The 24,613-nt window shown below is 47.6% G+C and carries 18 protein-coding genes; 9 read left to right on the top strand and 9 right to left on the bottom strand.

Features of this window, described 5'->3' with window-relative positions:
• Window positions 1-147: 147 nt before the first annotated feature.
• The 3 genes from D3H65_RS21215 to D3H65_RS21205 form a co-directional block, all read right to left on the bottom strand.
• Window positions 148-534 (bottom strand): YybH family protein, encoded by a 387-nt coding sequence (locus D3H65_RS21215; protein ID WP_119052236.1) that lies wholly within the window; start codon window positions 532-534, stop codon window positions 148-150.
• Window positions 535-570: 36 nt separating this feature from the next.
• Window positions 571-1,347 carry an isocitrate lyase/PEP mutase family protein gene (locus tag D3H65_RS21210; protein ID WP_119052235.1) on the bottom strand — a complete coding sequence of 259 codons (777 nt, stop codon included), beginning with the start codon at window positions 1,345-1,347 and terminating at the stop codon, window positions 571-573.
• A 109-nt stretch (window positions 1,348-1,456) separates the two neighbouring features.
• Window positions 1,457-2,266 (bottom strand): helix-turn-helix transcriptional regulator, encoded by an 810-nt coding sequence (locus D3H65_RS21205; protein WP_119052234.1) that lies wholly within the window; start codon window positions 2,264-2,266, stop codon window positions 1,457-1,459.
• Between the two features lie 153 nt (window positions 2,267-2,419).
• Here D3H65_RS21205 and D3H65_RS21200 point away from each other — a divergent pair, with 153 nt between their 5' ends.
• The 5 genes from D3H65_RS21200 (at window position 2,420) to D3H65_RS21180 (ending at window position 10,967) form a co-directional block, all read left to right on the top strand.
• The gene (locus tag D3H65_RS21200; protein ID WP_162915751.1) at window positions 2,420-3,547 is read left to right on the top strand and encodes a helix-turn-helix domain-containing protein; all 1,128 of its coding nucleotides are present in this window, start codon (window positions 2,420-2,422) and stop codon (window positions 3,545-3,547) included.
• 143 nt (window positions 3,548-3,690) lie between these two features.
• Complete coding sequence (locus tag D3H65_RS21195) at window positions 3,691-6,087, top strand: outer membrane beta-barrel protein (protein ID WP_119052232.1); 2,397 nt, start codon at window positions 3,691-3,693, stop codon at window positions 6,085-6,087.
• Between the two features lie 108 nt (window positions 6,088-6,195).
• A complete protein-coding gene (locus D3H65_RS21190; RefSeq protein WP_119052231.1) occupies window positions 6,196-6,984 on the top strand; it encodes an SDR family NAD(P)-dependent oxidoreductase in 789 nt (262 codons plus the stop codon).
• 128 nt (window positions 6,985-7,112) lie between these two features.
• Entirely contained in the window at window positions 7,113-10,508 is a 3,396-nt protein-coding gene (locus tag D3H65_RS21185) for a polysaccharide deacetylase family protein (protein ID WP_119052230.1), read from the top strand.
• A 102-nt stretch (window positions 10,509-10,610) separates the two neighbouring features.
• Window positions 10,611-10,967 carry a hypothetical protein gene (locus D3H65_RS21180; RefSeq protein ID WP_119052229.1) on the top strand — a complete coding sequence of 119 codons (357 nt, stop codon included), beginning with the start codon at window positions 10,611-10,613 and terminating at the stop codon, window positions 10,965-10,967.
• A gap of 132 nt (window positions 10,968-11,099) precedes the next feature.
• On the opposite strand, the gene D3H65_RS21175 is transcribed toward D3H65_RS21180, so the two are convergent.
• The 3 genes from D3H65_RS21175 to D3H65_RS21165 form a co-directional block, all read right to left on the bottom strand.
• Entirely contained in the window at window positions 11,100-11,729 is a 630-nt protein-coding gene (locus D3H65_RS21175) for an MgtC/SapB family protein (protein ID WP_119052228.1), read from the bottom strand.
• A 9-nt stretch (window positions 11,730-11,738) separates the two neighbouring features.
• A complete protein-coding gene (locus D3H65_RS21170; protein WP_119052227.1) occupies window positions 11,739-12,938 on the bottom strand; it encodes a DUF2252 domain-containing protein in 1,200 nt (399 codons plus the stop codon).
• A gap of 315 nt (window positions 12,939-13,253) precedes the next feature.
• The gene (locus D3H65_RS21165; protein WP_245999553.1) at window positions 13,254-14,480 is read right to left on the bottom strand and encodes an aminotransferase class V-fold PLP-dependent enzyme; all 1,227 of its coding nucleotides are present in this window, start codon (window positions 14,478-14,480) and stop codon (window positions 13,254-13,256) included.
• Between the two features lie 156 nt (window positions 14,481-14,636).
• Between D3H65_RS21165 and D3H65_RS21160 the strand changes: the two genes are divergently transcribed.
• The 3 genes from D3H65_RS21160 (at window position 14,637) to D3H65_RS21150 (ending at window position 16,734) form a co-directional block, all read left to right on the top strand.
• Complete coding sequence (locus tag D3H65_RS21160; protein WP_119052226.1) at window positions 14,637-15,101, top strand: Lrp/AsnC family transcriptional regulator; 465 nt, start codon at window positions 14,637-14,639, stop codon at window positions 15,099-15,101.
• Between the two features lie 204 nt (window positions 15,102-15,305).
• Entirely contained in the window at window positions 15,306-15,902 is a 597-nt protein-coding gene (locus D3H65_RS21155; RefSeq protein WP_119052225.1) for an ester cyclase, read from the top strand.
• Window positions 15,903-15,981: 79 nt separating this feature from the next.
• Window positions 15,982-16,734 carry an SDR family NAD(P)-dependent oxidoreductase gene (locus D3H65_RS21150; protein ID WP_119052224.1) on the top strand — a complete coding sequence of 251 codons (753 nt, stop codon included), beginning with the start codon at window positions 15,982-15,984 and terminating at the stop codon, window positions 16,732-16,734.
• 76 nt (window positions 16,735-16,810) lie between these two features.
• On the opposite strand, the gene D3H65_RS21145 is transcribed toward D3H65_RS21150, so the two are convergent.
• Window positions 16,811-18,499: a RagB/SusD family nutrient uptake outer membrane protein gene (locus D3H65_RS21145; RefSeq protein ID WP_119052223.1), complete on the bottom strand. Its 1,689-nt coding sequence runs from the start codon at window positions 18,497-18,499 to the stop codon at window positions 16,811-16,813.
• 12 nt (window positions 18,500-18,511) lie between these two features.
• Window positions 18,512-21,535, bottom strand: coding sequence for a SusC/RagA family TonB-linked outer membrane protein (locus D3H65_RS21140; protein ID WP_119052222.1), 3,024 nt, complete (start codon window positions 21,533-21,535; stop codon window positions 18,512-18,514).
• A 447-nt stretch (window positions 21,536-21,982) separates the two neighbouring features.
• Here D3H65_RS21140 and D3H65_RS21135 point away from each other — a divergent pair, with 447 nt between their 5' ends.
• Window positions 21,983-22,351, top strand: a complete 369-nt coding sequence (locus tag D3H65_RS21135) for a hypothetical protein (RefSeq protein WP_162915750.1) — start codon at window positions 21,983-21,985, stop codon at window positions 22,349-22,351.
• Here D3H65_RS21135 and D3H65_RS21130 read toward each other — a convergent pair.
• Window positions 22,344-24,416, bottom strand: coding sequence for a family 10 glycosylhydrolase (locus tag D3H65_RS21130; protein ID WP_162915749.1), 2,073 nt, complete (start codon window positions 24,414-24,416; stop codon window positions 22,344-22,346). The two genes, D3H65_RS21135 and D3H65_RS21130, sit on opposite strands and share 8 nt — an antisense overlap.
• Between the last annotated feature and the right edge of the window lie 197 nt (window positions 24,417-24,613).

Raw genomic sequence — 24,613 nt, 5'->3', positions numbered from 1 at the left:
AGCAGAATATAACAGGTCGAATTATTCTGATGCTTAGGTAGCTGACGACTACTAAAATTTATATAGTTATTTATTTACATGTTGGGGCATAATAAACGCAATGGCCCGGTATTTCACTACCAGGCCACGTGTTGCGTGAGCGGCTTCTTAGTATTGGGCCACCATGCCTTCCAATGCTCCAAAAGCATGGTCTATTACAATTTTCCAGGTACCATCTGCCTGTTGCTGCATAAGCTCAATGCCCTTGGCGCTTACTTTTACTTCCTGTCCATCAGTTATATTCCATTCAGACCTGCCGACAGCGAGCTTGCCGGTTTGCAGGCAATACACCGTTTTGATCTCCATCTTCCCTTTAATGGATAAAATAGCTTTGATGGCTTCTTCAAATTGTTCCTTGCCGGATACTGGTTTTCCTGGCTCCGGTACTATGATGCCATTAACATCGTACATGCTCATGACAGTGGCAACATTGCCGGTATTGAATGCTGCAGCAAGTGTTGCATGGGCATCTTGTGCCCTTGTAGGTAAATTCATCGTGTTGATTTTTATTGGTGATTAAGTATATGGAGATTACGAAAGAATGGGGGCAAAGCTGTTACTCTTAGCAATGGCCTGTGAAAGGGAGTCAATACTTCCATAGGCTTTATTGAATAAAAAGGGCCCCATGCTTACACGCTTTACGCCCAGTTGTTGTAAGGCGTCGAAATCGGGCAATCGGGGAATGCACATTACGTTCAGGGGTAGTTTTGTATGGCTGACCACCTCGGCAATATCCGTTTCGCGGGTAATACAAGGCAGGAAGATGCCGTCTGCTCCGCTGGCTTCGTACAAGGCCAGCCGTCTGATAGACTCCTGCACTTTGTTGTCAATATTCAGGAGGAAGGTATCACAGCGCACATTGATAAAGAGGCGCGCATTTTGAATGGCCAGTCCGTTCCTGATGTGTGCGATGGTTTGAGCAAATGCATCCGCATCTCCCAGCACCCGGCCTGATCCCTGGATAAGCGAATCTTCGATATTGATACCTGCCACACCCAGGTCAATAAGCTGCCGGATATTATTATAAATGGCTTCCCTGGATTTCCCATAACCCATTTCTATATCTACCGATAGTGGAATTTTTACAGAAGATATGATGCGCCTGATGATAAAGAGATAATCACTAAAGGGCATATCTTCTCCATCCTGGTAGCCCAGGCTGTTCGCTACAGCAGCACTGGAAGTGGCGACGGCCGGAAAATGATTTTCCTGGAAACGGATGGCGCTTTTGGCATTCCATACATTGGGCAATACAAAGAGATCGGGAGAAGTATGTAAACTGTTGAACTGATTAAATGAGGAAGACATGATTTTATTGTTTACTGATGAATAGTAATAACTGCAGACTATTGTGTGTTATCAGTAACAAAATTAGCATGGGTGAGAAAGCTGAAATTGTACAAAACGGAACAGGCTGCTAGTTGTTGACAAGCGCCTGTGTAACGGGAGAGCTTTCTACTGAATAGCCGGAAGGGGTGAGGCCTGTAAAGGATTTGAATTCGCGGATGAAATGCGACTGATCAAAATAACCACTGTCGTAGGCAATGGAAGTAAGTGAAGTGTCTTTTTGGGTAACGAGCCGGAGGCTGTGCTGGAAGCGGGTTATCTTGCTGTACAGTTTGGGAGTGAGACCTGTATACTGTAGGAATAATTTTTGGAGGTAACGGGAGGTGATGCCGTAACGGGACGCTACATTCTCCATGTTATCAAAGAAATCATTTTGGGTAATCTCCTGCATGATGTCATTGATCACGGCAATCTTGTTCAGTTTTCTTTCCGACAACGTAAGCCTGTTGAGTAACCAGGCTTCCACCAGTTCGATCCGCTTATGCCAGGCAGCGGTATCCAATAATTGTGCATATAATGTATTGACCGAATCATCCGACAGATGGCGAAAATCAGCTACCTGGTTGGTGAAGAGGTCTACCTTATCGTTCAGGAAGTAAGCGTGCGGATACAAACGAATACCCAGCATGGTATTCTTTCCGATAGACTTAATGGGCAAGGGGCCTACGATCTGCCCCCACAATTCAATAGCGGGGTTGGTAACAAAATCATCACCTGCCGCTGTTTGCCATTTGCCAGTACCGAGGTTGAAAATGATCTCCATGTTCCCGCTGGGGAAAACGGTATCAGCAAAGCTGGCAGCTGATTCCGATTCATAGGTATAGTAGCATTTGACATGCTGCCTCAACCTGTTGCCCGGCTTGATCTCACGATAGGTCATTTTATTACAAAATTTAAAGCAAAGCTGCCTGGTCTTGATAAAGATACAAAAGTACCCGGTCGCGGGAAGCCGGAATTGTACAAAACGGAACAAAACCACTTATCCTTGTTTGCCCGCAGCCAGGCACTAACAGAATAGCTAAAATGCCCTAAATTGTTACCTTTATTCGTCCCCGGTAGTGGGGTAGGTCACTTTATGAACGATAGCAATTATATCCTGTTTTTTCTGGGCATCCTGGGCGCTTTTAATGGCATTATCCTGGGTATTTACCTGCTGTTCCTCACCAGGAAGAAAAGTATCCCCAATTACTTTTTGGGTTGCCTGCTGCTGGCCCTGAGTATCCGCATCGGTAAATCGGTGTTTGTGCATTTTAACCCGGGATTGGCCAAGATCTATTTGCAGATAGGACTCTCCGGCTGCTTCCTGATCGGGCCTATGCTTTATTATTTCGTTAAGTCTACCATCGAGCAGCCCACTCAATTGCCCCGCAAATGGAAAGTGCAGATAGGCATTCTACTGGGCATTATGCTGTTGGGGGGTATCCTGTTTCCCTATGCTTCCAACAGTTTGCTGTGGAATAAATACATCATCAGGGGCATTTACCTTGTATGGCTGGCGTACATAATTGTATCGATCATAGCTTCCAAGCACTTGTTTGCAAAGCTGTTCAACAGGAAGGCCGCGGTAAGGCGCAGCCTGAAAGTGCCTGAAAAATGGTTGCTCACGATCGTGGGTGCCAATATGGTGATTGCTTTGTCCTTTTTCCTGGCGGCTGTGCTGCCCCATCCCTGCAATATATATTTCAGCGGGTCGCTGATCTTTTCTTTCATCCTGTATACGGTGATCATTGTATTGCTGAAAAGGAAGAAACCTGATGAAGTACTTTACCCGGCCCAGGCCAGGAATCCCATTAAAAAAGTAAATGACGATAATACGGCTGCTGTACTGGGCAAACTTGAACAGGTGATGGCGGAACAGGAAATGTATAAAAATCCTAATCTGACCCTGAGCGAGCTGGCAAAGGCGGTGAATATTTCCAGCCATCAACTTTCGCAGTTGCTGAATGATACTGTGGGCAAAAACTTTACTTCCTATATCAATGAATACAGGATCAATAAAGCCTGTGCCATGATTGCCGCCAACCACCCCTTCTCCCTGGAGGCTATCGGGTACGAGGTGGGTTTCAATTCCAAGTCTACTTTTTACACTTCTTTCCGGAAATTAAAAGCTACCACTCCTTCCCTGTACAAGGAAAACCTGGCAAAAACGGGCTCCTTGTAAAAGTTTCATTAGCAAAAGGTTACAAGTCTCAGAAGCCTGCCGATAGTACGGATTTATAAATCCGGACATCTGGAATAATAGATCCAGACCCCATGCGATGCCCTCACTGCTACATTTGGTAAGTGCCTTCAAAACGGCTCCTGATGTATCGTATGTGTAGACTTTTTCTCCTCCTTCCTGTAGCCATTTTAACCGGTTTTTCCCTGTGCGCCCAGGTCAATATCAAGGGGCAGGCGGTTGACAGCAGTACCCGAACGGGCATCGGCTTTGTGACTGCCTCCTTGCTAACGATGAAGGACTCCATTCTTGTAAAAAGGGGAATGGCGGATGCTGTAGGAAATTTTGAGTTGACAGCTATCCAGGCTGGCAGGTACCGGCTATTGCTATCCTCCACGGCACACCAGGCTTATAGCAGAGAGCTGTTGATAGCTTCCCAACCTGGCGATCTTGACCTTGGGTCAATGGCCCTGGTAAAGGAACAAAAAATGATGGACGAGGTAGTGGTGAAAGGAGAGAAAAGGGCGATCCGGTACCAGGATGACCGGGTGATCATGCATATAGCGGGTAACACGGCCTTCAAAACCGCTACCAATGTAATGGATATACTGGGCAAAGCGCCGGGGATAACGGTCAATGGGGATGGTACCCTGTTGATGGCTGGCAGGAATACGCCGGTGATCTTTATCAATGGGAAACCCACGGCCATGAGTGCAGAAGAACAGCAAACTTATCTAAGCGGACTTTCGCCGGAATTGATAGCATCCATAGAGCTTATCAGTAATCCCTCTTCCCGCTACGATGGACAATACCTGGGCATTATAGATATCAAACTAAAGAATGAGGAATTGGGCTGGAAGGGGAATATCACCACTAATTTGCGGCAGAGCAGTCACGCTTATTCCGATAATGCGGTGAACCTTACCCTGGGAACAAGAAAGTTTACCTATGGATTGAGAGCCGGATATGTAAACGGTACCAACCCTCACCTGTACCAGGCTTTACAACAGCAGGCCAATACGAATTGGATGGCTACCCGTACCTTGAATCTTACGGCAGTGAGTGATCTCTCGTTGCAGTTGAGTGTGGATTATCAACTCCAAAAAGACCAGACCATTGGTATCTCCTATAAATCCTACAATTCCGACCGGCACCGAACGAGCAACAATACGCTGGATTTTTCAGACTCAACCAGAACACGAAAGCTGGGGGTTACAGAAAGCATTACCATGGCCGATCCCATGCAGCGTAACAACGCCCTTAACCTCAGTTATGATGCAGTATGGGGGAAGAGCCGGTTGAATGTATTTGCCAACATTACGGAAACCAACAACAGGCAAAACGAGGATATTCAAAATACAGACCAGTCTACCGGCACATTGATCAATTACTGGAAAACGGCTATGAAGAATGATATACTACTGCGCACGGTGCAGGTGGATTACAGCCGGAATATTTCCAAAGGAACCTTGGAAGCCGGGGCGAAATTTGCCTTTATTACTACTGATAATGACCTGAAATATGATACGCTGGCGAAGGACAATTCATTTGTGCGTGATGCAGGCCGCACCAACAGGTTCTTGTATGATGAGTACATTAGCGCCGGGTATGCTGTTTATAACTACAAAGCCAAAAAGATCAGTTTCCGCCTCAGCCTGCGGGTAGAACATACGTATACAGAGGCCAATACTTTTACACAGGAGCCGAATACGAAAAGGAATTACCTCACCTGGCTTCCCGGGGCCGGACTTACGTATACTATTGATGCCAGTCAGCTGATTAGTTTTTCTTTTACACGGCGTATGACACGCCCCGGTTTTGCGGTGCTCAATCCATTCCGGTTTTACCTGAGCCCCTTGAATTATTGGGTGGGCAATCCCTTCCTGCTGCCCTCGGTTACGAGCTTGCTTAACTTGTCGTACAATTATAAGCACTTCAATATTGCCTTCAACCTGGGAAAAGAAGAAGATGTAATGACCCGCTATCCGGAGTATAACCCGGTGACGAATGAACTGTTGTACCTGGGCCGCAACCTGCCCTATAATAATTTCGCCAATATAGAAGGGGGCTACACTTTCAATATCACCAAATGGTGGAAGGTGATACAGCATGCCGGTATTTACTATAATATGCAACTCACGCCTTATCACGGAAAGGACTATGCCATCGATGTGGTCGATTTTTCCATCAGCGGCAGCCATATTTTTACCCTGCCCCAGGGTATCACCGCAGATGTATCGTACCGGTATAAATCGAAAAGCGGGAATGGGCTTTATATCTTCAGGCCCATCGGGGCACTGGACCTTGGCTTGCAGAAAAACTGGCTACAGGGCAAGCTAAATACTAAATTGAACTATTACGACATCTTTAATACGAGTATTGTAAGGTATATTTTCAGGGAAAAGAGCATCATCAATAACCAGCTCTCTCACCGGAACTGGGTGCAGCGGGTAAACCTTACCCTTAGTTACAGCTTTGGGAAGGCAAAGCAAAAGACGAAGCAAAACAGAACTACCGACGAAGAGGGCAGGCTTGGCAATTAACCATTGCCCGATTGCAGAATAGCCCCCTAATATTGTCGTACCAGGCCCCGGTGTATGCCATGGTTCTGCCGTATTTTAGCATCAACGCTTAACAATCGTTGATACCATATGGAAAATTTATTGAAAGATAAGGTAGCCGTTATTTATGGCGCGGGCTCTATTGGCAGCACCATTGCCCGGGCTTTTGCCCGTGAAGGCGCCAAAGTATTCCTGGGCGCACGATCGGAGAACAGGACAAAGAAACTGGCCGAAACTATTGTTAGGGAAGGAGGGAGTGCAGATACGGGTCTGGTAGATGTACTGGATAAAGCATCGGTGGATGCTTTTGTAGATAGCGTAATAGCCAAAGCGGGGCGCATCGATATATCCTTCAGTGCTACGAATGTTTCCGGCGGGGAACAGGGATCTGCGTTGTCGGAGATCAGCTATGAACAGTTTGCCCTTCCCATCATGCATTATACGAAGGCCCAGTTTCTCACGGCCAATGCTGCCGCCCGTCATATGGTAAAACAAGGCGCCGGTGTTATCCTTATGATCACGGCCATTCCCAGCCAGGTGCCGATCCCTTATACCACCGGCTTTGGACCCGCCTGGGCTGCTATGGAAGCCCTTTCGCGTACCCTGGCGGCCGAGCTGGGACCGCAGGGTATCCGCACTGTTTACCTGCATTCATCCGGCTCGCCGGAATCACAGGAAAGCATCGACCAAACATTTACCCGGAATGAGCTGGTAGAACAGCGCATGAAGGAATGGAAATTTGTGCACAGGAACCTGGTGGGCGGTAAACATCCTACGCTGGAACAGGTAGGTAATATGGCTGCCTTCATGGCTTCTGATAAAGCTGGCGTAACCACCGCAGCCGTCGCCAATATCACGGGCGGCATATCCAATCAGTGATCGGTCTTTCGGACTTCCGGACTTCCCGTCTTCTCAACGACCGTTTTTGCCCGCCTGCCGACTGTCTGTGGGCTGCTTTGTTAGTGTATGATAGTTTTGGTATCCATAAGCACTAACAAACAACCCTTATGAGTACTAACAAACAGGTCTTTCAAACCAGTAGCCGGTGGAGGTGGCGAACCTTTCAGTGGACAGGGAGGTCGCTTATCTTTGTGCTGCTGCTGATGGTACCGGTAGTGATCATTACACTGGCCAGGGGCTTAAAACCCGGCTTACCCATTTTGACCAATGAAGCGGATATTCTGCACAAACTTTCCAATCCCACCTTTCCTGCCGGGCTTAGCAAAAGGGAAATAAGAAAATACAAAGGCTTTCAAACCTTCCTCCGGGAAAAAGAGAAAAATACAAGGCTGCTAAATAGTACGACCAACCTCAGCAATCACCAGGTAAGGGCGGCTTTTTATGTAGACTGGGACCCCCAGTCATTCTTTTCCCTGCAGCAGAATATCGATAAGCTCAATATGGTGATCCCCGAATGGTTTTTTATCGATCCCACCACGGATACTTTGCGGGCCGATATTGATAGGAATGCTTTACAGGTGATGAAGCAAAAGCATGTGCGGATCATTCCCCTTATCAACAATACCAATGAACAGTTGGGCGAAGGCGAATTTGACGGGGATATGCTTCACCGCATCCTGCACAATCCCGCCAAAAGGGAAAGGCTTATCAACGACATGGTAAAATACCTTGACCGCTACAAACTGCAGGGCATCAATATCGACTTTGAAGAATATAAGGAGAAAAGCGATGCGCCCATCATTGCCTTTCAAAAAGAACTGTACGAAAAGCTCCATCCCAAAGGATATATCGTTTCGCAGGAGATCATGCCGCACAATGAGGATTTCAATATAAAGTCATTGCAACGGTACAATGATTACATGTTCCTGATGGCCTATGATGAACATTATGCTTCGAGTGTGCCGGGCAGCATCAGCAGTCAGCAGTGGATAGAAAAGGTATTGGATGAAACAGCCAAAGATGTGCCTTCCCAAAAACTGATCCTGTGTATAGCAGGGTATGGCTACGATTGGTCTAAAAATATGGAAGCTGTTACCGTCACCTATCAGCAGGCTTTGGCCAATGCCCAACAGTACCATGCCTCGATTGACTTTGATAACGATACTTACAACAACTATTATAATTACACAGACATTAACAACGTAAAACATGAAGTATATTTTAACGACGCCGCTTCTAATTTCAATACGATACGCTTTGCAGATGAGTATGGTACGGCTGGCACAGCCTTATGGAGGCTGGGCAGTGAAGATGAACGGTTATGGAACTATTACAGTAGGGGGCTTAGCAATGAGGACCTCCGGCAACAGCCATTTGATTTTAACAGCTTACAATATGTAAATACGCCGGTGGAACGCCCGGATTATATTGGAGAGGGGGAGGTGCTGAATGTGATCACCGATCCGCAGCCGGGAAAGATCAATCTTTCCATAGACAGTACCGAAGGGCTGATCGGTGAGCAGCAGTATGTGCAATTGCCCACCAAGTATGTAATTAAGAAATATGGGGTTGTACACAAACAGGTGGTGCTGACCTTCGATGATGGTCCCGATCCGCAGTACACCCCCCAGGTGTTGGACATTCTGAAGAAGGAGAAAGTACCTGCTGCCTTTTTTGTGGTAGGTATGGAAGCGGAGAATAACCTGCCGCTTCTAAGAAGGATATACAAGGAGGGACATGAAATTGGCAACCACACTTTCACCCATCCCAATATAGCCGCCGTAAGCAGCGAGCGGGCTGCTACTGAAATGGAAAGTACCCGCTTGTTGATCGAGGCTATCACAGGCCACAGCACGGTGCTGTTCAGGGCGCCGTACAATGCAGATGCAGAGCCTACAACAGATGTGGAATTGAAGCCTATTGCCTTGAGTAAGGAGAAGAACTATTATACAGTAGGCGAAAGCATCGATCCCAATGACTGGGAAAAAGGCATCACGGCTGATAGTGTGTATGCAAGAGTGATCCATGAATACGAAGCGAATCCTTCCAAAGGGATCATCCTGTTGCATGATGCCGGCGGCAACCGGCAGGCCACCGTGGATGCCTTGCCCCGCATTATTCACTATTTTAAAGACAGGGGTATACAGTTTACCACCATCTCGCAATTGCTGAATAAAACAAAAGCGGAGGTAATGCCCCGGGTGAGCAATAGGCTGGTAACCCTCAATGGCAATATTGCCATCTTTGGATACTGGCTGGAACATTTTTTAACAGCGGCATTTTGGGTAGCCATATTCCTGGGCTTTCTGCGGATCGCGGCCATGGCTGTAATGGCCATCCTGCAAAGGATCAGGAGCAGCAGGCGGCATTCAGTGGCTTTCTTACCGGTAAAGGATTGGCCGGCGGTGAGCATCATCGTTCCTGCTTACAACGAAGAGGTCAATGCTGTTAAAACAATAGAAAACTTATTGCAACAGGACTACCCCTATTTTGATATCCTGTTTGTAGATGATGGTTCAAAAGACAATACGTATCAAAAGGTAGCAGCTGTTTTTCGTGACCATGCCAGAGTAAAGGTACTTACCAAGGTGAATGGCGGCAAGGCATCCGCGCTGAACTATGGCATCAGCCAAACAGATCGTGCCTATGTTGTTTGTATCGATGCGGATACGCAGTTGAAAAGCGATGCGATCAGTCAACTCATGCATAAATTCATAGCAGGCGAAAATAATATCGGCGCTGTGGCGGGTAATGTGAAAGTAGGGAACGAACATAATATGCTCACCAGGTGGCAGAGCATTGAATACACCACCGCACAGAATTTCGATCGTCGTGCTTTTGATCTGATAAATGGCATTACCGTAGTGCCTGGCGCTATTGGTGCATTTAAAAAGGAAGCCATTGAGCAGGCAGGTGGATTTACTACCGATACCCTGGCCGAAGATTGTGATCTCACCATACGCATATTGCGCCAGGGTTACCGCGTGGTCAATTGTCCGGAGGCTGTTGCCGTTACCGAAGCACCGGAAACCTTCCGGCAGTTTATGAAACAGCGGTTCCGCTGGAGCTATGGTATCATGCAAAGTTTTTGGAAGAACAGGGATGCCTGTTTCAATCCCAGGTACAAGGCACTGGGTATGGTAGCCTTGCCCAATATTCTCCTCTTCCAGATAATATTACCGATGCTGGCTCCGTTAGCAGACATTATGCTGGTGCTGAGCCTGATCTGGAACCGGCATGATCCTGCCAGTATGCATAAGATCACTTTGTATTACCTTGTTTTCTTTGCCGTAGATGTGTTGGTGAGTGTGGTGGCATTTGCTTTCGAACGGGAGAAGTTTAGTAAATTGGTTTGGCTCATTCCCCAAAGGTTGGTGTACCGCCAGCTGATGTACTTTATTTTGTTCAAAGCCCTGCGTAAAGCCATAAAAGGCGAGAGCCAGGGCTGGGGAATATTAAAACGCACCGGCAGTGTCAAACAGTTGGCTGGCAAGGTCGGATAAGGGGAGTTCTTTTTCGGCGATCGTATTTGCCTGTTCAGCGACTGGGGTATGGCGAACCCTGGCACGAAATGTAAGTTTACTTAAACTATTAAATAACAAAACATGAAAAAGTTACTGATTGCAGCCCTTGCCCTGGTGGGATTTAGCGCTGCCACCTTTGCACAGACAACGCCTGCGGCTAAAACGACCGCCCCTGCGAAGGTGCAGGCCGCCAAAAAAACGACACCGGCTGCTGCCACAGCACCAGTAGCGAAGGCGGAAGTAAAAAAGCCTGTTGACAAAGCTACTCCAGCTGTGAAACCAGCTGCTGCCACAACGCCTGGCGCAGCAGGTCCGTTAAAGAAAGACGGTACGCCGGACAAACGTTATAAAGCGAACCAGGCAAGCGCCGCCACCGGGCCATTGAAAAAAGACGGCACCCCCGATAAGCGCTACAAGGCCAATAAAAAGAAAGGTTAAACGAGGCTCAGAGGTTGTGTATATTCCCTCTGGTTGTTCCACTCAAGCCCCGGGCAATAGCGCGGGGCTTTTACTTTTTTTATAGCAAGCCTTGCCGCGGGTAAGTTTACATGTATAATTGCGCGATCAGCTTTAATATTCAAATCTTTTTACCGCAGGATGATGCATCATGGCTTTAATGAACTGCTCGTGTCGTACCGCATAGCCCTGCGAAAACCAGGTGATAGACAGATCATTCTCTGTCTTTGTTTCACTGACCGCCTTACATTTCAGCGCGTGTTGCCGGAATAAGGATTCAAACTGCTCCCTGGCGTCTGGCGCGTAAGAACAGCTCACCGTATAGGTTTTAGATTGGTTTAGCTTGTCAATGATCGTCTCCAGGCGAGGTAATACAGCCAGTACGATCAGGATGAGCACACTGGCAAAAGCTGCTGCCCAGTAATAACCGGCGCCAATGCCCATGCCCACTGCGGCTACCGCCCAGATAGAGGCAGCGGTGGTAATACCATTCACCCGGTTATCGCCCCGGAATATTACTCCGGCGCCCAGGAAGCCAATACCTGTTACAATATTGGAAGCAATACGGTCGGGCGAACTGTTGGCCCCAATGCCCAGCGACATCATGGTAAAAAAGCAGGAGCCCATGGAGATGGTGATCATCGTGCGGAAGCCCGCCGATTTACCCCGGTATTCTCTTTCTGCGCCTACCATGCCGCCCCACAGTACGGCGAGCAACAGGCGAACAAGCATTTCATAGTTCATATTGTAAAGTTAGGTATTGAAATACCCTGCTTCGAGGGCTTTACAAAAAAGAGCATGGTCTTTTACAACCTGCAGGGCATATTGTTCTGTCCATTGTACCAACGGGCCTTCCCATTGATTGTCTTCTGCAAAGGCCTTCAGCTCGTCGGCCGTAGCCGAGCCATGCCGGCCGCTGCTGCGCAGGTGTGCGGAGGCGGTAAGCAGGGCCAGGTCGCTCAGGTATTGACCTACCAGCTGCGATTGCTTCCAGGTATCGTCGAGGTTGATCTTATCGGCCGTAGGTTGAATGGCCCTTGCCACAAACCAATCGCCCTGGTGGCGGAAGGCAGAGGTAAAGGCCGGCGACACATGTTGCATCATATCCTGTACCCGGATGATCCGTTCTGCTTCATTTTCCCAGGCTGGCTGTTGCAGACCCGCCGGCGAAGGAATAGAAGAAGGCATGGCCATCTTTACATCGATCATTCTTTTCTGCCTTGGATTGATCTCGTTTTCCAATAAGAAGATATAACGTTTTACACCAATGCTGCCCGTGCCTGCGATCCTGAATCCAATATCCGACACTTTATAGCCCGCATGGTACCCATGACTGAACCATTTTATGAAGGAGGCGGCCAGGGGCACTTTTTCTTCTTTGGGTAATTTGAGTAAGCGATCGTCTACGATCAGTTTGGCATTGACCGTTTTGTTGTTGGTACGCTTAGCCAGTAATTCAGCCTTCGTTCTTTCAGCTACTTTATTGACCAGCTTTTTGATCAGCCCGGTGGCCGTTTCCTTCTCAATATTCAGCGCCTTGTTTTTGATCAGCGCATAGCGGTATTGCTGCAGTAATTGCTGAACCAGCTTTTTCTTTTCTTTTTTGGGAAACTCAATGGCTGTTAATGCGATCTGTAGCGATACCAGCAATCTTGAAATATCATATAACACAGGCGCCTGTATGCCTTCATCAAAATCATTCATGTCGAAATACACCAGCTTGTTACCGCCTTTGTAACTGCCAAAGTTTTCCAGGTGCAGGTCGCCGCATAGCCAGGTAAAAGGAGAGCTTGTAAAAGGGTAATCAGCTAACAGGTCGTGGTAAAATAAATGACAGGTGCCCCGGAAAAAACGAAAGGGATCTTCTGACATAGCTTCATACTTGAGCGGCAATACCTGCTGCTCCCTGTTTACATTGAAGCTTTTAATGATCGACAGTATATCCCTGTTCATTGTTTATCTCTAAGATAACAAATTATATTTTAATATACTGTATGGCTTGCTGAAATAGGCAACGAGGGACAAAGGCAACAAGGCAACGAGAAAAGCTTGCCGGAAGTCACTGTAACAAGATTGTCAGCGTTTACCCCGCCTTAGCGGGGCTGAGTTCATCGAAGCTGGCTTCGACAGGATCAGGGTGAGCCGCCCTTGAAGGGCGACCCACCCTTGAAGGGCGACCCACCCTTGAAGGGCGACCCACCCTTGAAGGGCGACCCACCCTTGAAGGGCGACCCACCCTTGAAGGGCGGCTCACCCTGATCTTGTAATCTAAATGATCTCTTTCATGGCTATGATAAATTGGTCGAGTTCATCATTGGTGTTGAAGTAGTGTGGAGAAGCGCGGAGCGCCCAGTCTACCTTCTTCTCATCAAAATCAATGACCGCAAACTTCCGGTAGCTGGGCACTACATTGATCTTTCGCTTCAGCAATGCCTGCGTGAGTTGTACGGGATCGCCGCCTGCTATGGTAAACGTAACCAGGCCACCCAGCTCAGGGCCCCTGTCAAGAACCCTTACCTTATTGATCCCTGTTAGTTGTGTACGCAAGCGGGATGATAATTCCTGCACGCGCTGCCATACCCTGTCTTCACCCACCTGCAGAAAATATTCAATGGCCGTTTTTGTTCCCAAGACCAATGCATAAGCAAACTCCCAATCTTCAAAGCGCATAGCATCTGGCCGTTGTTTGTATACATCTTTCTCTATCCATTCGGCCCCCCGCATGTCGATGAAGAGCGGCTCCAGTCCGACTTGTAAGGCTTTGTCTGATATGTATAGCATACCTGTTCCGCGTGGGCCCCGTAGGAATTTGCGGTTGGTGACACTTAGGAAATCACAATGCAAGGCCTGTACATCCAGTTTCATTTGTCCTACCGACTGGCAGGCATCCAACAGATAGAGCGTATCGTACCGGGCTGCTATTGCACCAATGGCCTGTACGGGTTGTACCAGGCCCGAATTGGTGGGTATATGGGTAATGGCCAGCAGCCGGGGATGCAAGGTCTTTAATTTGTGCTCCAGGTCATCGAGGTCTACCCCGTCTTCGGGTGCGTTCCTGATCCGCTCTATCCGGATGCCAAATCTTTTTTGGCAGGAGAGGAATTGGATCTGGTTGGAGATAAAATCATCATTGGAGGTGAGGATAATATCACCGGCTTTGAATGGGATGGATGATAAGGCGCGGGTATAAGCGTCCGTAGCACTGGCCGTAAAAGCAATATTGCCAGGCCTGGCATTGAATAAGCGGGCGGCCTGCACATAAAAATCGCTGATGGCTGCCTGTTGAAGGGCTGATGCTTCGTAGCCGCCGATGGACGCTTCCAGTTTGATATGATCCAGGATGGATTGCGTTACAGGATCGGGCATCAGGCTGGCGCCTGCATTGTTGAGGTGAATAATGTTGGCACACCCTTCCGTATCCTTTCTAAAGGCTGTGATCTCTTCCGGACTAAAAGGCTGAACGATCTTTGATAGCGTGTTGTTGGGCATTTCCATATAAGAATTGTTAGTTTACAGTATGAAGCACTGTTATAGTCAACAATGCGATTTGAAAGAGCAAAGCTATAAATAGGCTAGTACAGGAAACCCGCAAATACATTCGTTTGATGGGTTTTTACGGTATTTTTGATTCCTTAAACGGGTAAAAGCTGCATGAAAACAGATCAGTTCGACAGGCACCTGCTCAGGTTATTGCAACAGAACAACCGCCTCACTTCGGATGAGCTGGCAGAGCAGGTAGGGCTCAGCGCTTCGGCTGTGCAAAGAAGACTGAAACGCCTGAGAGATGAAAAACTGATCGAAGCAGATGTATCTATTGTTTCTCCCTCAGTAGCCGGTATCGGGATCTCCTGCATTGTAGAAGTCGCCCTGGAGCGGTGTGGTTCACAAGACATTGAAAAGTTCAAACAGTCTATGCTCCAGTGCAGCGAAGTGATGCAGTGTTATTATGTGACCGGCAGTTATGATTTCGTCATTATTGTGAACATGGCCACCATGCAGGAGTATGAATTGTTTACCAGGAAATGGCTGCTGGACAATTCCAATGTAAAACATTTTTATACCCATGTGGTAATGGACAAAATAAAAGTAGGGTATAGTGTTGCGATCCCGGAGTAGGGGTCGGTTTCCTTCCTGTTATAGCGTTTGCCTTGTCTGCGACGCCCCCCTTGTCTATAGTAACTGTCGTTAAAAGCGCTTTGAACCTCAACAGTTCAGTCAGGTGGTCGATTTATTGCATATGTTACTGTTGGAATTCTTACATTTCATTATACAGAGGCATTTGCATTGCGGCGCTTTCCTTCATTTTTAAATTAATGATTTATGAAAAAGCAACCACTGGCTATCAGATCACTCCTTGCCTTACCCTTTACTGGTTTATTGATCATACAGCTGGCTTCCTGTTCCGGCACGGGTAATCCCGCTGCGATGCAGGCGAAGATTGATTCGCTGCAAGGTGAATTGAACAAATTTCAGGCAGAAAAGGCATGGACGGAAATGCGCCTTGCAAGATTTGATTCACTGGATTATATTTTTTACAGTAACCAACAATGGGCTGACTTTGCTATTAGCCACGCCGACAATATTAAGGTCTATTATCCTGATGGCGCTATTACAGAAGGTCTTTATCCGCATCATATAGATATGATGAAACCCATGTTTGTGTTTGCACCGGATACAAAGATCAAAACGCATCCCGTTAAATTTGGCAGTGGCGATTGGACGGCTGTGATCGGTGAAATGGAAGGCTCCTTCTCTCAACCGATGCCTGTTGGCAATGGCAAAACTATTCCACCCACGGGTAAGAAATTTAAATTAGGTATGTGTACGATTGGCCATTGGAAAGACGGCAAGATGATTGAAGAGTACCTTTTCTGGGACAACCAGGCATTTATGAAGCAGATCGGACTGGCGCAATAAAGTGCTGTTATTTGCCTGAAACAGGTATACTCCTCCCCGGCCAAACTGTCATTCAAATCCATCAATTAAATTGAACGCTATGAAAAGTTTAGAAAAAAAAGTAGCTATTGTTACCGGAGGCGGTTCAGGTATTGGTCATGCCATCTCCCTGTTATATGCAGCAGAAGGGACAAAGGTGGTGGTGTCGGATATCGATGAAAAAGGGGGCAATGCTGCTGTGGCGGAGATAAAAGCCAAGGGTGGGAAAGCAGTGTTTGTGAAAGCCGATACTTCCAAAGCCGATGATAGCAAACAGCTGGTGGAGCAGGCTGTAAAGCAATTTGGGGCCCTCCATATTGCGGTGAACAATGCAGGCATTGGCGGGCCGCAGGCTACCACCGGAGAATACCCCATCGATGGTTGGGACAAAGTGATTGGCATCAACCTGTCGGGCGTATTTTATGGTATGCGATACCAGCTGCCTGCGATAGCAGCGGCAGGCGGTGGCAGCATTGTGAATATGGCTTCTATTTTGGGTAAGGTAGGCACAAGGCTTTCCTGCGCCTATGCAGCTGCCAAACATGGCGTGATCGGACTTACGGAATCGGCAGCGCTGGAATATGCTGATAAGAAGATACGGATCAATGCCATCGGGCCGGGCTATATCGTTACGCCGCTACTGACTAAAAGTTTAAACGAGGCTGCCATGAAAGCATTGGTGAGCCTGCATCCGATGGGCCGGCTGGGGACCGCTGATGAGGTGGCCGAACTGGCGCTCTGGCTCAATTCGGACAAGGCCTCTTTTGTAACAGGCGCTTACTACAATGTAGATGGCGGATACCTGGCGCAATAATTACGATAATGAAAAAGCCCCAAAGGTCACTCACCTTTGGGGGCTTTTTATATAGAACACGAACAGCTGCTATCAATCAGTAACTATCGTTCTGCTTCAGGTAATCTTTCAGATTAGACGCACCATCAATAGCTGTTTGTGGAATAGGCATCAACCTTTTCTTCACATCGGTATTGGTTTTCTCCGTCCAGGTGCCTTCATATTTACCAAAGCGGATCATATCCGTTCTTCTAAGGCATTCCCAATAGAATTCAAATCCGCGTTCCCGGTAAAGGATATCAAGCGTCATGCTGGTCAAAGCTGGTGGTTTTTGTCTTGCCGTACGGGATGCCCGTACGGTATTGACATCTGCCAGCGCAGCGGCAGCATCGTTGTTCTTTCTCAGTTTTGCTTCTGCACGCATCAGGTAAATATCAGCCAGGCGTAAGATCACAATATTGGCTTCCCCAAAGTTGCGGCCGTTTACCGATTTGCGGCTAAACATATATTTGGATACGCGGTAGCCATTGGGATAATTGCTGCCTGCAGGTGTAAAGTCAACATTTTCCGTAAAGATCACCGGCAGGTCGGGCCTGCTCCGTGAATCATGATAAAGCGGTCCAACCTTGATGTTGCCATTGACACATTTCATGAAAACCCCATTTTTCTTTACCTGGCCATATTGCTGGCCCCGCAGGATACCGCGGTTGATAAAATACTGCGCAGCCGGTACACAGCTATCTGCCGGATTGGAATAGATAGACAGGTTCTCTTTATAAAACCGGGGATCAATGGAAGGATCCGCCGGAGCATAAGCAGTTTGCCATGTTTTATAAAAGTCGGATGTGATGGCGGGACCATCGGTGCCATTGGCGGCCACATTATCAGGCAGGGGCCACTGATCACCAGACAGGGAGAAATAGGCCATACGGTTATGCCCATTAAGATCGGAACGTTGGTCAACAGCAAAGATGATCTCTTTATTGCTGTCGTTATTGTCATCGAAAATGGCAAAATATTCGGGTGACAATTGGTAATTATTCGAAGAGATGATCTTATCACAATACTCAATTACCTTATCCATATCTTCAGGAGCAAAAGTAGGCGCAGCATAAATATTTCTGTAGACTGCTGCATTGAGGTACAACCTGGCCAACATGCCCCATACAGCCGATTTGGACATTCTGCCATGCGTTACATTCACCGTTTCCAGATCGGGTTCGGCGGCCAGCAACTCTTTCTTGATGTATTCTACAGCAGCATTGCCTCTTAAAATATCAGAGAGTGCGCTGGGATCATCTTTTACAAATACTACACCATACAGATCGAGCGTGAGCAGGCTGTAATAAGCGCGCATAGCCCTTGCTTCTGCGGTAAAGGTCTTTACGGATGGATCTTTTAATGAGGGCAATTGATTAATGGCACTGATAGACCTGGAGATAGACTGGAAGATAAAGTTCCAGGTATTCTTGATATTGTTATCAGTGGTCATGAATTCGTGCTTGTGATTGGTAAGGTAGATACCATTATCAAACCAATCTGTATTTCCCCGGTAAGGAAGTATCGCCTCATCGGTAGAAATTTCCTGGAGGGCGAAATAGTTCGTGTGCAGGAATATGTCCGGGAGGCGGGCATATACAGGCCCTATGAGACCTTCTGCTGCCTGCTTGTCGGTAAGGTTGGTGGCATTAGCTTCATCAAGCACCTGCTCATTGAGCTTGGTACATCCTATGCTGCTAAAGATCAAGAACAGCAGGATGGGGAATATATTGATTGTCTTTTTCATAAAGCGTCTGTTTTAGAAAGTGATGTTGAAACCAAGGAGGAATGAACGTGCCTTGGGATAACTGAGGTAATCGATACCATAGGATGAAATGCCAGCCTCTGCCCGGTCTGTATTAACTTCCGGATCATAACCGGTATACGGTGTGATCACAAACAGGTTCTGACCCGTTAATGATACCCGCATTGCGGAAACCCATTTTGACAGACCAAGTTTTTGGAGGTTGAAATTGTAGCCTATTGACAGGTTGTTAAGCCGGAGGTATTTTCCATCTTCAACAAACCTGGAGGATACCTGCGCGTTGTTGCTATTGGCCTCTTTGGGTTGATCAAGTGCCTGAGCAGTAGTATTACCACCTTTTACCAGCAATGCTTTATAGAAGATCGCATTGCGCGTTTGGTTGTATACCTTATTACCTGAAAGGCCATTGATATTGGCAGAAAGGTCAAACCCTTTATAGCCCAGGGTGATAAAGGCATTGTAAATGGTTTTGGGTAAGGCTGCACCCACTGCTACACGGTCTTTGTCGTCCGTGATATTGCCATCACCATTAACATCTCTGAATAAATTGAAGCCATTGGCGTCGAGACCAAGGAATTCCCGCATGTAGAAGGTACCAATTGGTTGTCCGTTTACATAGCCGTTTACAGGAGTCGCTGTAAGGCCCGCCGTATTGGCAAAACCCGTGTTGATCACCGTAAAGGGAGAATTCTTTACTTCATTCTTAATGAAGGTAACATTACCGCCTACTGAATAATAAAATCCGCCACGCGTAGTATGACGGTAGCTAAGGTCAAGTTCAACACCCTGGTTCACGATGTTCATGCCGTCGATATTCGTCCAGGTGGTAGATACAGGCTGAATAGGGTCTCCGGCTGTTACTTCTACCAGGATATTATCCGATATTTTACGGAAGTAATCTACGGTACCCGTCAGCGCGCCTTTGAAGAATTCAAAATCAACACCTACATCTGTTTGGTTCGAAACTTCCCATTGGATATCGGGATTTGCTAAACGGGAGAAGGCAGTACCCTGTGCATACACATTGGTGGGGTATAAGGGATAGCTGGTAGCTGCTGATACACCCTGCGCAGTAAACAATGCCTGTGTAATTTTGGAGGGGATCTCCTGGTTGCCCGTCTGTCCCCAGCCTGCACGCAGTTTGAGGTTATAGAAAGGGCTGTTCTCCATGAAGCTTTCCTTGGAAATGATCCAGGCGCCGGAGAAGGAGGGGAAGGTACCATATTTGTTATTGCTACCGAACTTGGAAGAGCCGTCCGCACGCACCGTAGCGGTGAAGAGGTATTTACCATCGAACTGGTAATTGATCCTTCCAAAGAAAGACTGCAATTCATTGACCAGTGCATAACCGCCGGGCCTGTTACCTGCGAGTGTCATGTCTGATCCAAGACCTGGGTTATACATCGGTTCAACAGCCGTGCCCGTGAAATTATTGATGCTGGTGTTCCTGCCTTGCAGGAATATCTTTTGGTAGGAATGGCCGGCCAGTGCAGTGATGCTGTGCCGGTTGAGTACTGTACTATAGGTAAGATAGTTTTCTACCAGGTAGTTGCGGTTGTAGGTATTGTAGGTTTGCAGTCCGCCCAGTCGCAAGGGGACCGTGCTGGGTTTGGATTGAATATCCCTGGTACCCGTAGAATTATCTATACCAAAATTGAGTTTGTAGGTAAGGCCCTTGTACAACAGGAGCGAACCGCTGATATTGCCCAATACCCGGTTGACCGTGGTAATGTCCTTTTCCAGTTCCAGCAGCAGCACGGGATTTGTACCATTTTCAAAGGCGTAAGGTTTGCCATCCGGACCATAAGCCGGAATCGTTGGATTGGTGGAGAGCGCGCCACCAACCAGGCTTCCGATTGGCGGACGGGCATTGACCGTGTTGCTGGCGCTGAGGTTTACTTCTACAGTCAGCCGGTCATCCAACAGCTTTTGCGTCATGTTCATCCGGCCATTGTAGCGCTTCAGCGTGTTTTTCTTCAACACACCTTCCTGCAATTGCATGCCGAAAGAACCATAATAGGTGAATTTATTAGTACCACCAGACAGGTTGATATTGTGGTTTTGTGTAAAGGCCGTTTGGCTTACTTCATTTTGCCAGTCCGTATTGCCGCCAAAATCACGCAGGTCTCCACTGAGCGCCGTGATCTCTTTCTTGTATTGAGCAGCATCAAAAACAGGAAGCTTATTGGCCATTTTGCTGAAGCCGCCATTAAAGGAATAGCTCATGGTGGTTAAACCCGCCTTACCTCTTTTGGTGGTAACAAGCACAACACCATTAGCGCCCCTGGCGCCATAGATAGCCGTGGCAGAAGCGTCTTTCAGTACATCTATCGATTCAATGTCCTGTGGATTGATCGTAGCGAGCGGGTTGGTGGCTCCACCCGTAGAAGCATTGTCCAGCGGCATTCCATCGATTACGAAAAGCGGCGTGCTACCCGTTCTGATACCACCGGGACCACGTACGGTGATGCTTTGCATACCGCCTGGTTCGCCACTGGCAGAAGTGACATTCACACCTGATACCTTGCCTTGCAGCAGTTCTTCGGGCGTGTTGATGATACCGCGATTGAAGTCAGCAGCTTTTATTGATTTAACGGCGCCGGTAACATCACGTTTGGTAGACTTACCATAACCAACCACTACCACTTCCGCTGCCGTGTTGGTGGATGATTGTTCCAGTTTCACATCCAGTGTAATGTTTCCTGCACCATCGGCTTTGATACCGCTCACCACTTTTTCTGCATAGCCAACGTGCGAGAAAGTGAAGGTGTAAGTGCTTGAAGTGGCGAGGCCTTTAAATTCAAAGGCGCCCTTGGTGTCCGTTTGGGCTGATCGTTTAAACTGTCCTTTTTCACTGGCTACCACCACCGTCACACCGGGCATGGGAGTGGAAGATTCATTTAATACAGTTCCTTTAGCAGTTGTCTGGGTTGTTTGGGTAAATGCAGTTGCATGCAGTAGCATTTGCATCAATAGCAGTACACCCCACATGGTTACCCGTGGGTTGAAATGTTTCATTTGGCTCTAAGTTTAATTTGAGTTGCAAAGTTGTTAGAAAATCAAGGGGTATGGAACGTTGATATGGTTATGAATGCGTTAAGTTAATGAGAACTAAATATTATCTTTTATCTTATTACGAAACCGGTTTCGTGCTTTGTTAATATGTCATGCATATAGATGATGACCCAATAGGGAGCTGGATTTTACCTGCTAAAAAAGGAGAATGCAGCTGTGTAATTTGAACATGATAGTATCTTTTACCAAAGAGGTTGATTAGGCAGATTTATACTTTTGCCTATATTGAGATCGAATAACCCCGCCTAAAAAAGCCCTGGTAGCTGCCTGCCTCATCTTCTTCTCCTGCACCTTATCAGCCAACAAAAAAAGGATCGGTCTTCGCACCTGGGTGATGGGATGGATTATATGCATCTGGCCAACCTTGATTTTCAAGATGGCGACTACCCTATGGCGAAACTGTATAAAGGAGGCTGGCATGTAAAGATCGAAAAAGGGATGTTGCACCTCAGTGTGCAGTTGGGTACTGAGGCTGTGCGCCAGCACAGTGGTCTTGCAACAGGTTATTTTGCAGAGATCATTTTATTGTGGGGTGATCCAGGGGATGCCCAAAGTTTACGGGTAGATAATACTGTATCAGAAACGTTTTCATTTGGAGCGCAGGGACCGAAAGTACATACGATCGTATTGTCGATCCAGTTGCCTGTACGGCAGTGCTGGATGGCGATGTTGAAACTGAGCTGTACGGGGAGGTATGTAGAAGAGGTGGCCAAATACCATGCGATGAATGTGGTGAGGGTGGGGAAGGGAGTTAGTTGACCAACTCCTTCACCTTTGTTTTGATATATCCATTCTGTAAATACTGGTAGAGGTTTTTGCCGGGACAATCGGTTTTGGTGGAATGGTCCTTGTGGGAAGCAATGGTCTCGGCCGGGATATTGTACTTTTTAACGCAATAAGCCAGGAGCCTGGTGAGGGCGTCCAGTTGTTTTTGTGGTACTTGCTGTTCTTCAAAATTGCCCAGACAGGAGATGAGCAGGTGGCCGGCAGGGTCGTACTCGGTGGCTGTTTCTCCTACTGTGTACACATCTCTTCCTTCGTATATGGTGCCGTCGGGCGCAATTAAGAAATGATAGGGTATATCTGCCCAGTTCCTGTCTTTGCCCATGCCCCAGGTTTGTACATTCTTAATATGCTTAGCGGCATCTTTGGAGGAATCGAAAGCGGTGCCTTCGTGGTGGATGGTGATCTTCACGGGGGTATGTTGCCGGAAGGGTTTGGGAACTGCGGCATTCCAACCGGAGCGGGGCACGATCACTGCGCTCGTGCCTGTGATCTTTATGGTGTTCTCTATTTCTTTATAAGTGCTTTCATTGCCGTTGCGGTCTACTGCTGTTACTACGATATGGGTAGGCATGTTTTTGTCGGTCGTCTGGTCGAAGGTGGTGGACCGGTCGTTGCGGTTCATGACCTTGTACTTCCAGGTAGTGTTGCCGGCATTGTCTTTGAACTTACCATATACTACATAATGGAAAACATCTTTCTCATCGGGATGGGTCCAGCTGATTTTTAAAGCATTGCCCAATTGATCGAGGGTTACTACGGGTGCATCCGGCGCTTTGTTGTCGAGCCAGGGACTGGAAGGGATCAACGCCTGTTTTTTGTAAGGGCCGTTGATGAGGCCACTGGTCATCTGCGGACTTTTGGTGAGTTGTGAAATGCTCCAATGGATAGCGCCTATGCTATTGGGCACCATGGCACGGGTGATCATGATCTCACCGATGATCTCATTGACATTGCGGATGCTGGTATCGGTACCTACGTTCATGCCGGGCCAGAGGTGCCTGTTCTGTGTGTTTTCACCAGCCCACCATCCCAGCAACAGGGGAAAGCTTTGCTGCAGACGGCTAATAGGCCAATAAAGCTGGGGAGAGAAATAATCGATCCAGCCTTTGTTGAGCCAGAGTTTGGCATCTGCATAGAGTACACTGTATTGATCGAAGCCGCCCACGTTCTCAGGATAACCAGGACGCCAGATACCAAAGGGACTGAGGCCAAATTTCACATGTTTCTTTTCTGCTTTGATCTCTTTGTAGAGGCGCTCAATGAAAGTGTTCACGGCATCACGGCGCCAGTCGCCTCTTTCGAGTTTGCCACCACCTGCTCTGTAAGCGGCATAGCTGGCACTATCGGGAAAATCTTCTCCTTTGTTGTATTCGGGATAGGGATAGAAATAGTCATCAAAATGAACGCCATCGATATCATAACGCTTTACGATGTCCATAACTACTGCGGCTGAATGGTCCTGTGTGCCTTTGAGGGCAGGATCAAACCACCAGTAATTGCCTTGTTTGAGTTTTACTACCAGTTCGGGTCTTTTCTTCACAATGGAGCTATCGGATACTTCACCCCCTACGGTATGGTGAGCGCGGTAGGGATTGAGCCATACGTGCATTTCGAGGCCGCGGTCGTGGGCGGCTTCTGTCCAGAACTGGAGGGGATCGTAATAAGGGCTAGGTGCTTTGCCCTGCACACCGGTGAGGTAATAAGACCAGGGTTCGAGGGAACTTTGGTATAAGGCATCGGCCTGCGGCCTTACCTGAAATACGACGGCATTGAAATTATTGGCTTTGAGGTAATCAAGTAAGGCAATGGCTTCCTGTTTTTGTTGTTCGGTAGAAAGACCGGGCTTGCTGGGCCAGTTGATATTGGCTACGGTAGCTATCCAGGCAGCGCGGAATTCTCTTTGTGCTTTGGGAGCTGAAGAGGGTGGAGTATTGGCTACAGCTGATGGCTGCTTCATAGGTGATTTGGAACCAGCGCAAGCTTGTACTATAAAAGCAATCAGGAGGGCGGTAGCAAATGTTGATAATCGGTTTGGCATAATCCTATATTGAATCGCTGTTTTGCAGTGAGGGCTTAAAGATACAGGTACAGGTAAATGAAAGTTGTGGCAGACGTTTAAATTCTCTTAAAAAGTGCAGTAATGTGCGGGATTTGTCGAGTAGGGGAAAGGGAGGGAATACTTTATGGGGGAGGCCTTTCAATAACCTGCAAGGGGATGTGGTTTGCAGGAGTGGC

This window comes from Paraflavitalea soli (assembly GCF_003555545.1).
In the GTDB taxonomy this organism is placed as follows: Bacteria; Bacteroidota; Bacteroidia; order Chitinophagales; family Chitinophagaceae; genus Paraflavitalea; species Paraflavitalea soli.
The sequence above is the reverse complement of the archived record's forward strand: the minus strand, read 5'-3'. Positions and strand labels throughout refer to the sequence as shown.

What these genes read in the sequence shown, in the direction of transcription:
- D3H65_RS21215 (WP_119052236.1), bottom strand. Translation starts at nt 534, where the DNA reads ATGAATTTACCTACAAGGGCACAAGATGCCCATGCAACACTTGCTGCA.
- D3H65_RS21210 (WP_119052235.1), bottom strand. Translation starts at nt 1,347, where the DNA reads ATGTCTTCCTCATTTAATCAGTTCAACAGTTTACATACTTCTCCCGAT.
- D3H65_RS21205 (WP_119052234.1), bottom strand. Translation starts at nt 2,266, where the DNA reads ATGACCTATCGTGAGATCAAGCCGGGCAACAGGTTGAGGCAGCATGTC.
- D3H65_RS21195 (WP_119052232.1), top strand. Translation starts at nt 3,691, where the DNA reads ATGTATCGTATGTGTAGACTTTTTCTCCTCCTTCCTGTAGCCATTTTA.
- D3H65_RS21190 (WP_119052231.1), top strand. Translation starts at nt 6,196, where the DNA reads ATGGAAAATTTATTGAAAGATAAGGTAGCCGTTATTTATGGCGCGGGC.
- D3H65_RS21185 (WP_119052230.1), top strand. Translation starts at nt 7,113, where the DNA reads ATGAGTACTAACAAACAGGTCTTTCAAACCAGTAGCCGGTGGAGGTGG.
- D3H65_RS21180 (WP_119052229.1), top strand. Translation starts at nt 10,611, where the DNA reads ATGAAAAAGTTACTGATTGCAGCCCTTGCCCTGGTGGGATTTAGCGCT.
- D3H65_RS21175 (WP_119052228.1), bottom strand. Translation starts at nt 11,729, where the DNA reads ATGAACTATGAAATGCTTGTTCGCCTGTTGCTCGCCGTACTGTGGGGC.
- D3H65_RS21170 (WP_119052227.1), bottom strand. Translation starts at nt 12,938, where the DNA reads ATGAACAGGGATATACTGTCGATCATTAAAAGCTTCAATGTAAACAGG.
- D3H65_RS21165 (WP_245999553.1), bottom strand. Translation starts at nt 14,480, where the DNA reads ATGGAAATGCCCAACAACACGCTATCAAAGATCGTTCAGCCTTTTAGT.
- D3H65_RS21160 (WP_119052226.1), top strand. Translation starts at nt 14,637, where the DNA reads ATGAAAACAGATCAGTTCGACAGGCACCTGCTCAGGTTATTGCAACAG.
- D3H65_RS21155 (WP_119052225.1), top strand. Translation starts at nt 15,306, where the DNA reads ATGAAAAAGCAACCACTGGCTATCAGATCACTCCTTGCCTTACCCTTT.
- D3H65_RS21150 (WP_119052224.1), top strand. Translation starts at nt 15,982, where the DNA reads ATGAAAAGTTTAGAAAAAAAAGTAGCTATTGTTACCGGAGGCGGTTCA.
- D3H65_RS21145 (WP_119052223.1), bottom strand. Translation starts at nt 18,499, where the DNA reads ATGAAAAAGACAATCAATATATTCCCCATCCTGCTGTTCTTGATCTTT.
- D3H65_RS21140 (WP_119052222.1), bottom strand. Translation starts at nt 21,535, where the DNA reads ATGAAACATTTCAACCCACGGGTAACCATGTGGGGTGTACTGCTATTG.
- D3H65_RS21135 (WP_162915750.1), top strand. Translation starts at nt 21,983, where the DNA reads ATGGCGAAACTGTATAAAGGAGGCTGGCATGTAAAGATCGAAAAAGGG.
- D3H65_RS21130 (WP_162915749.1), bottom strand. Translation starts at nt 24,416, where the DNA reads ATGCCAAACCGATTATCAACATTTGCTACCGCCCTCCTGATTGCTTTT.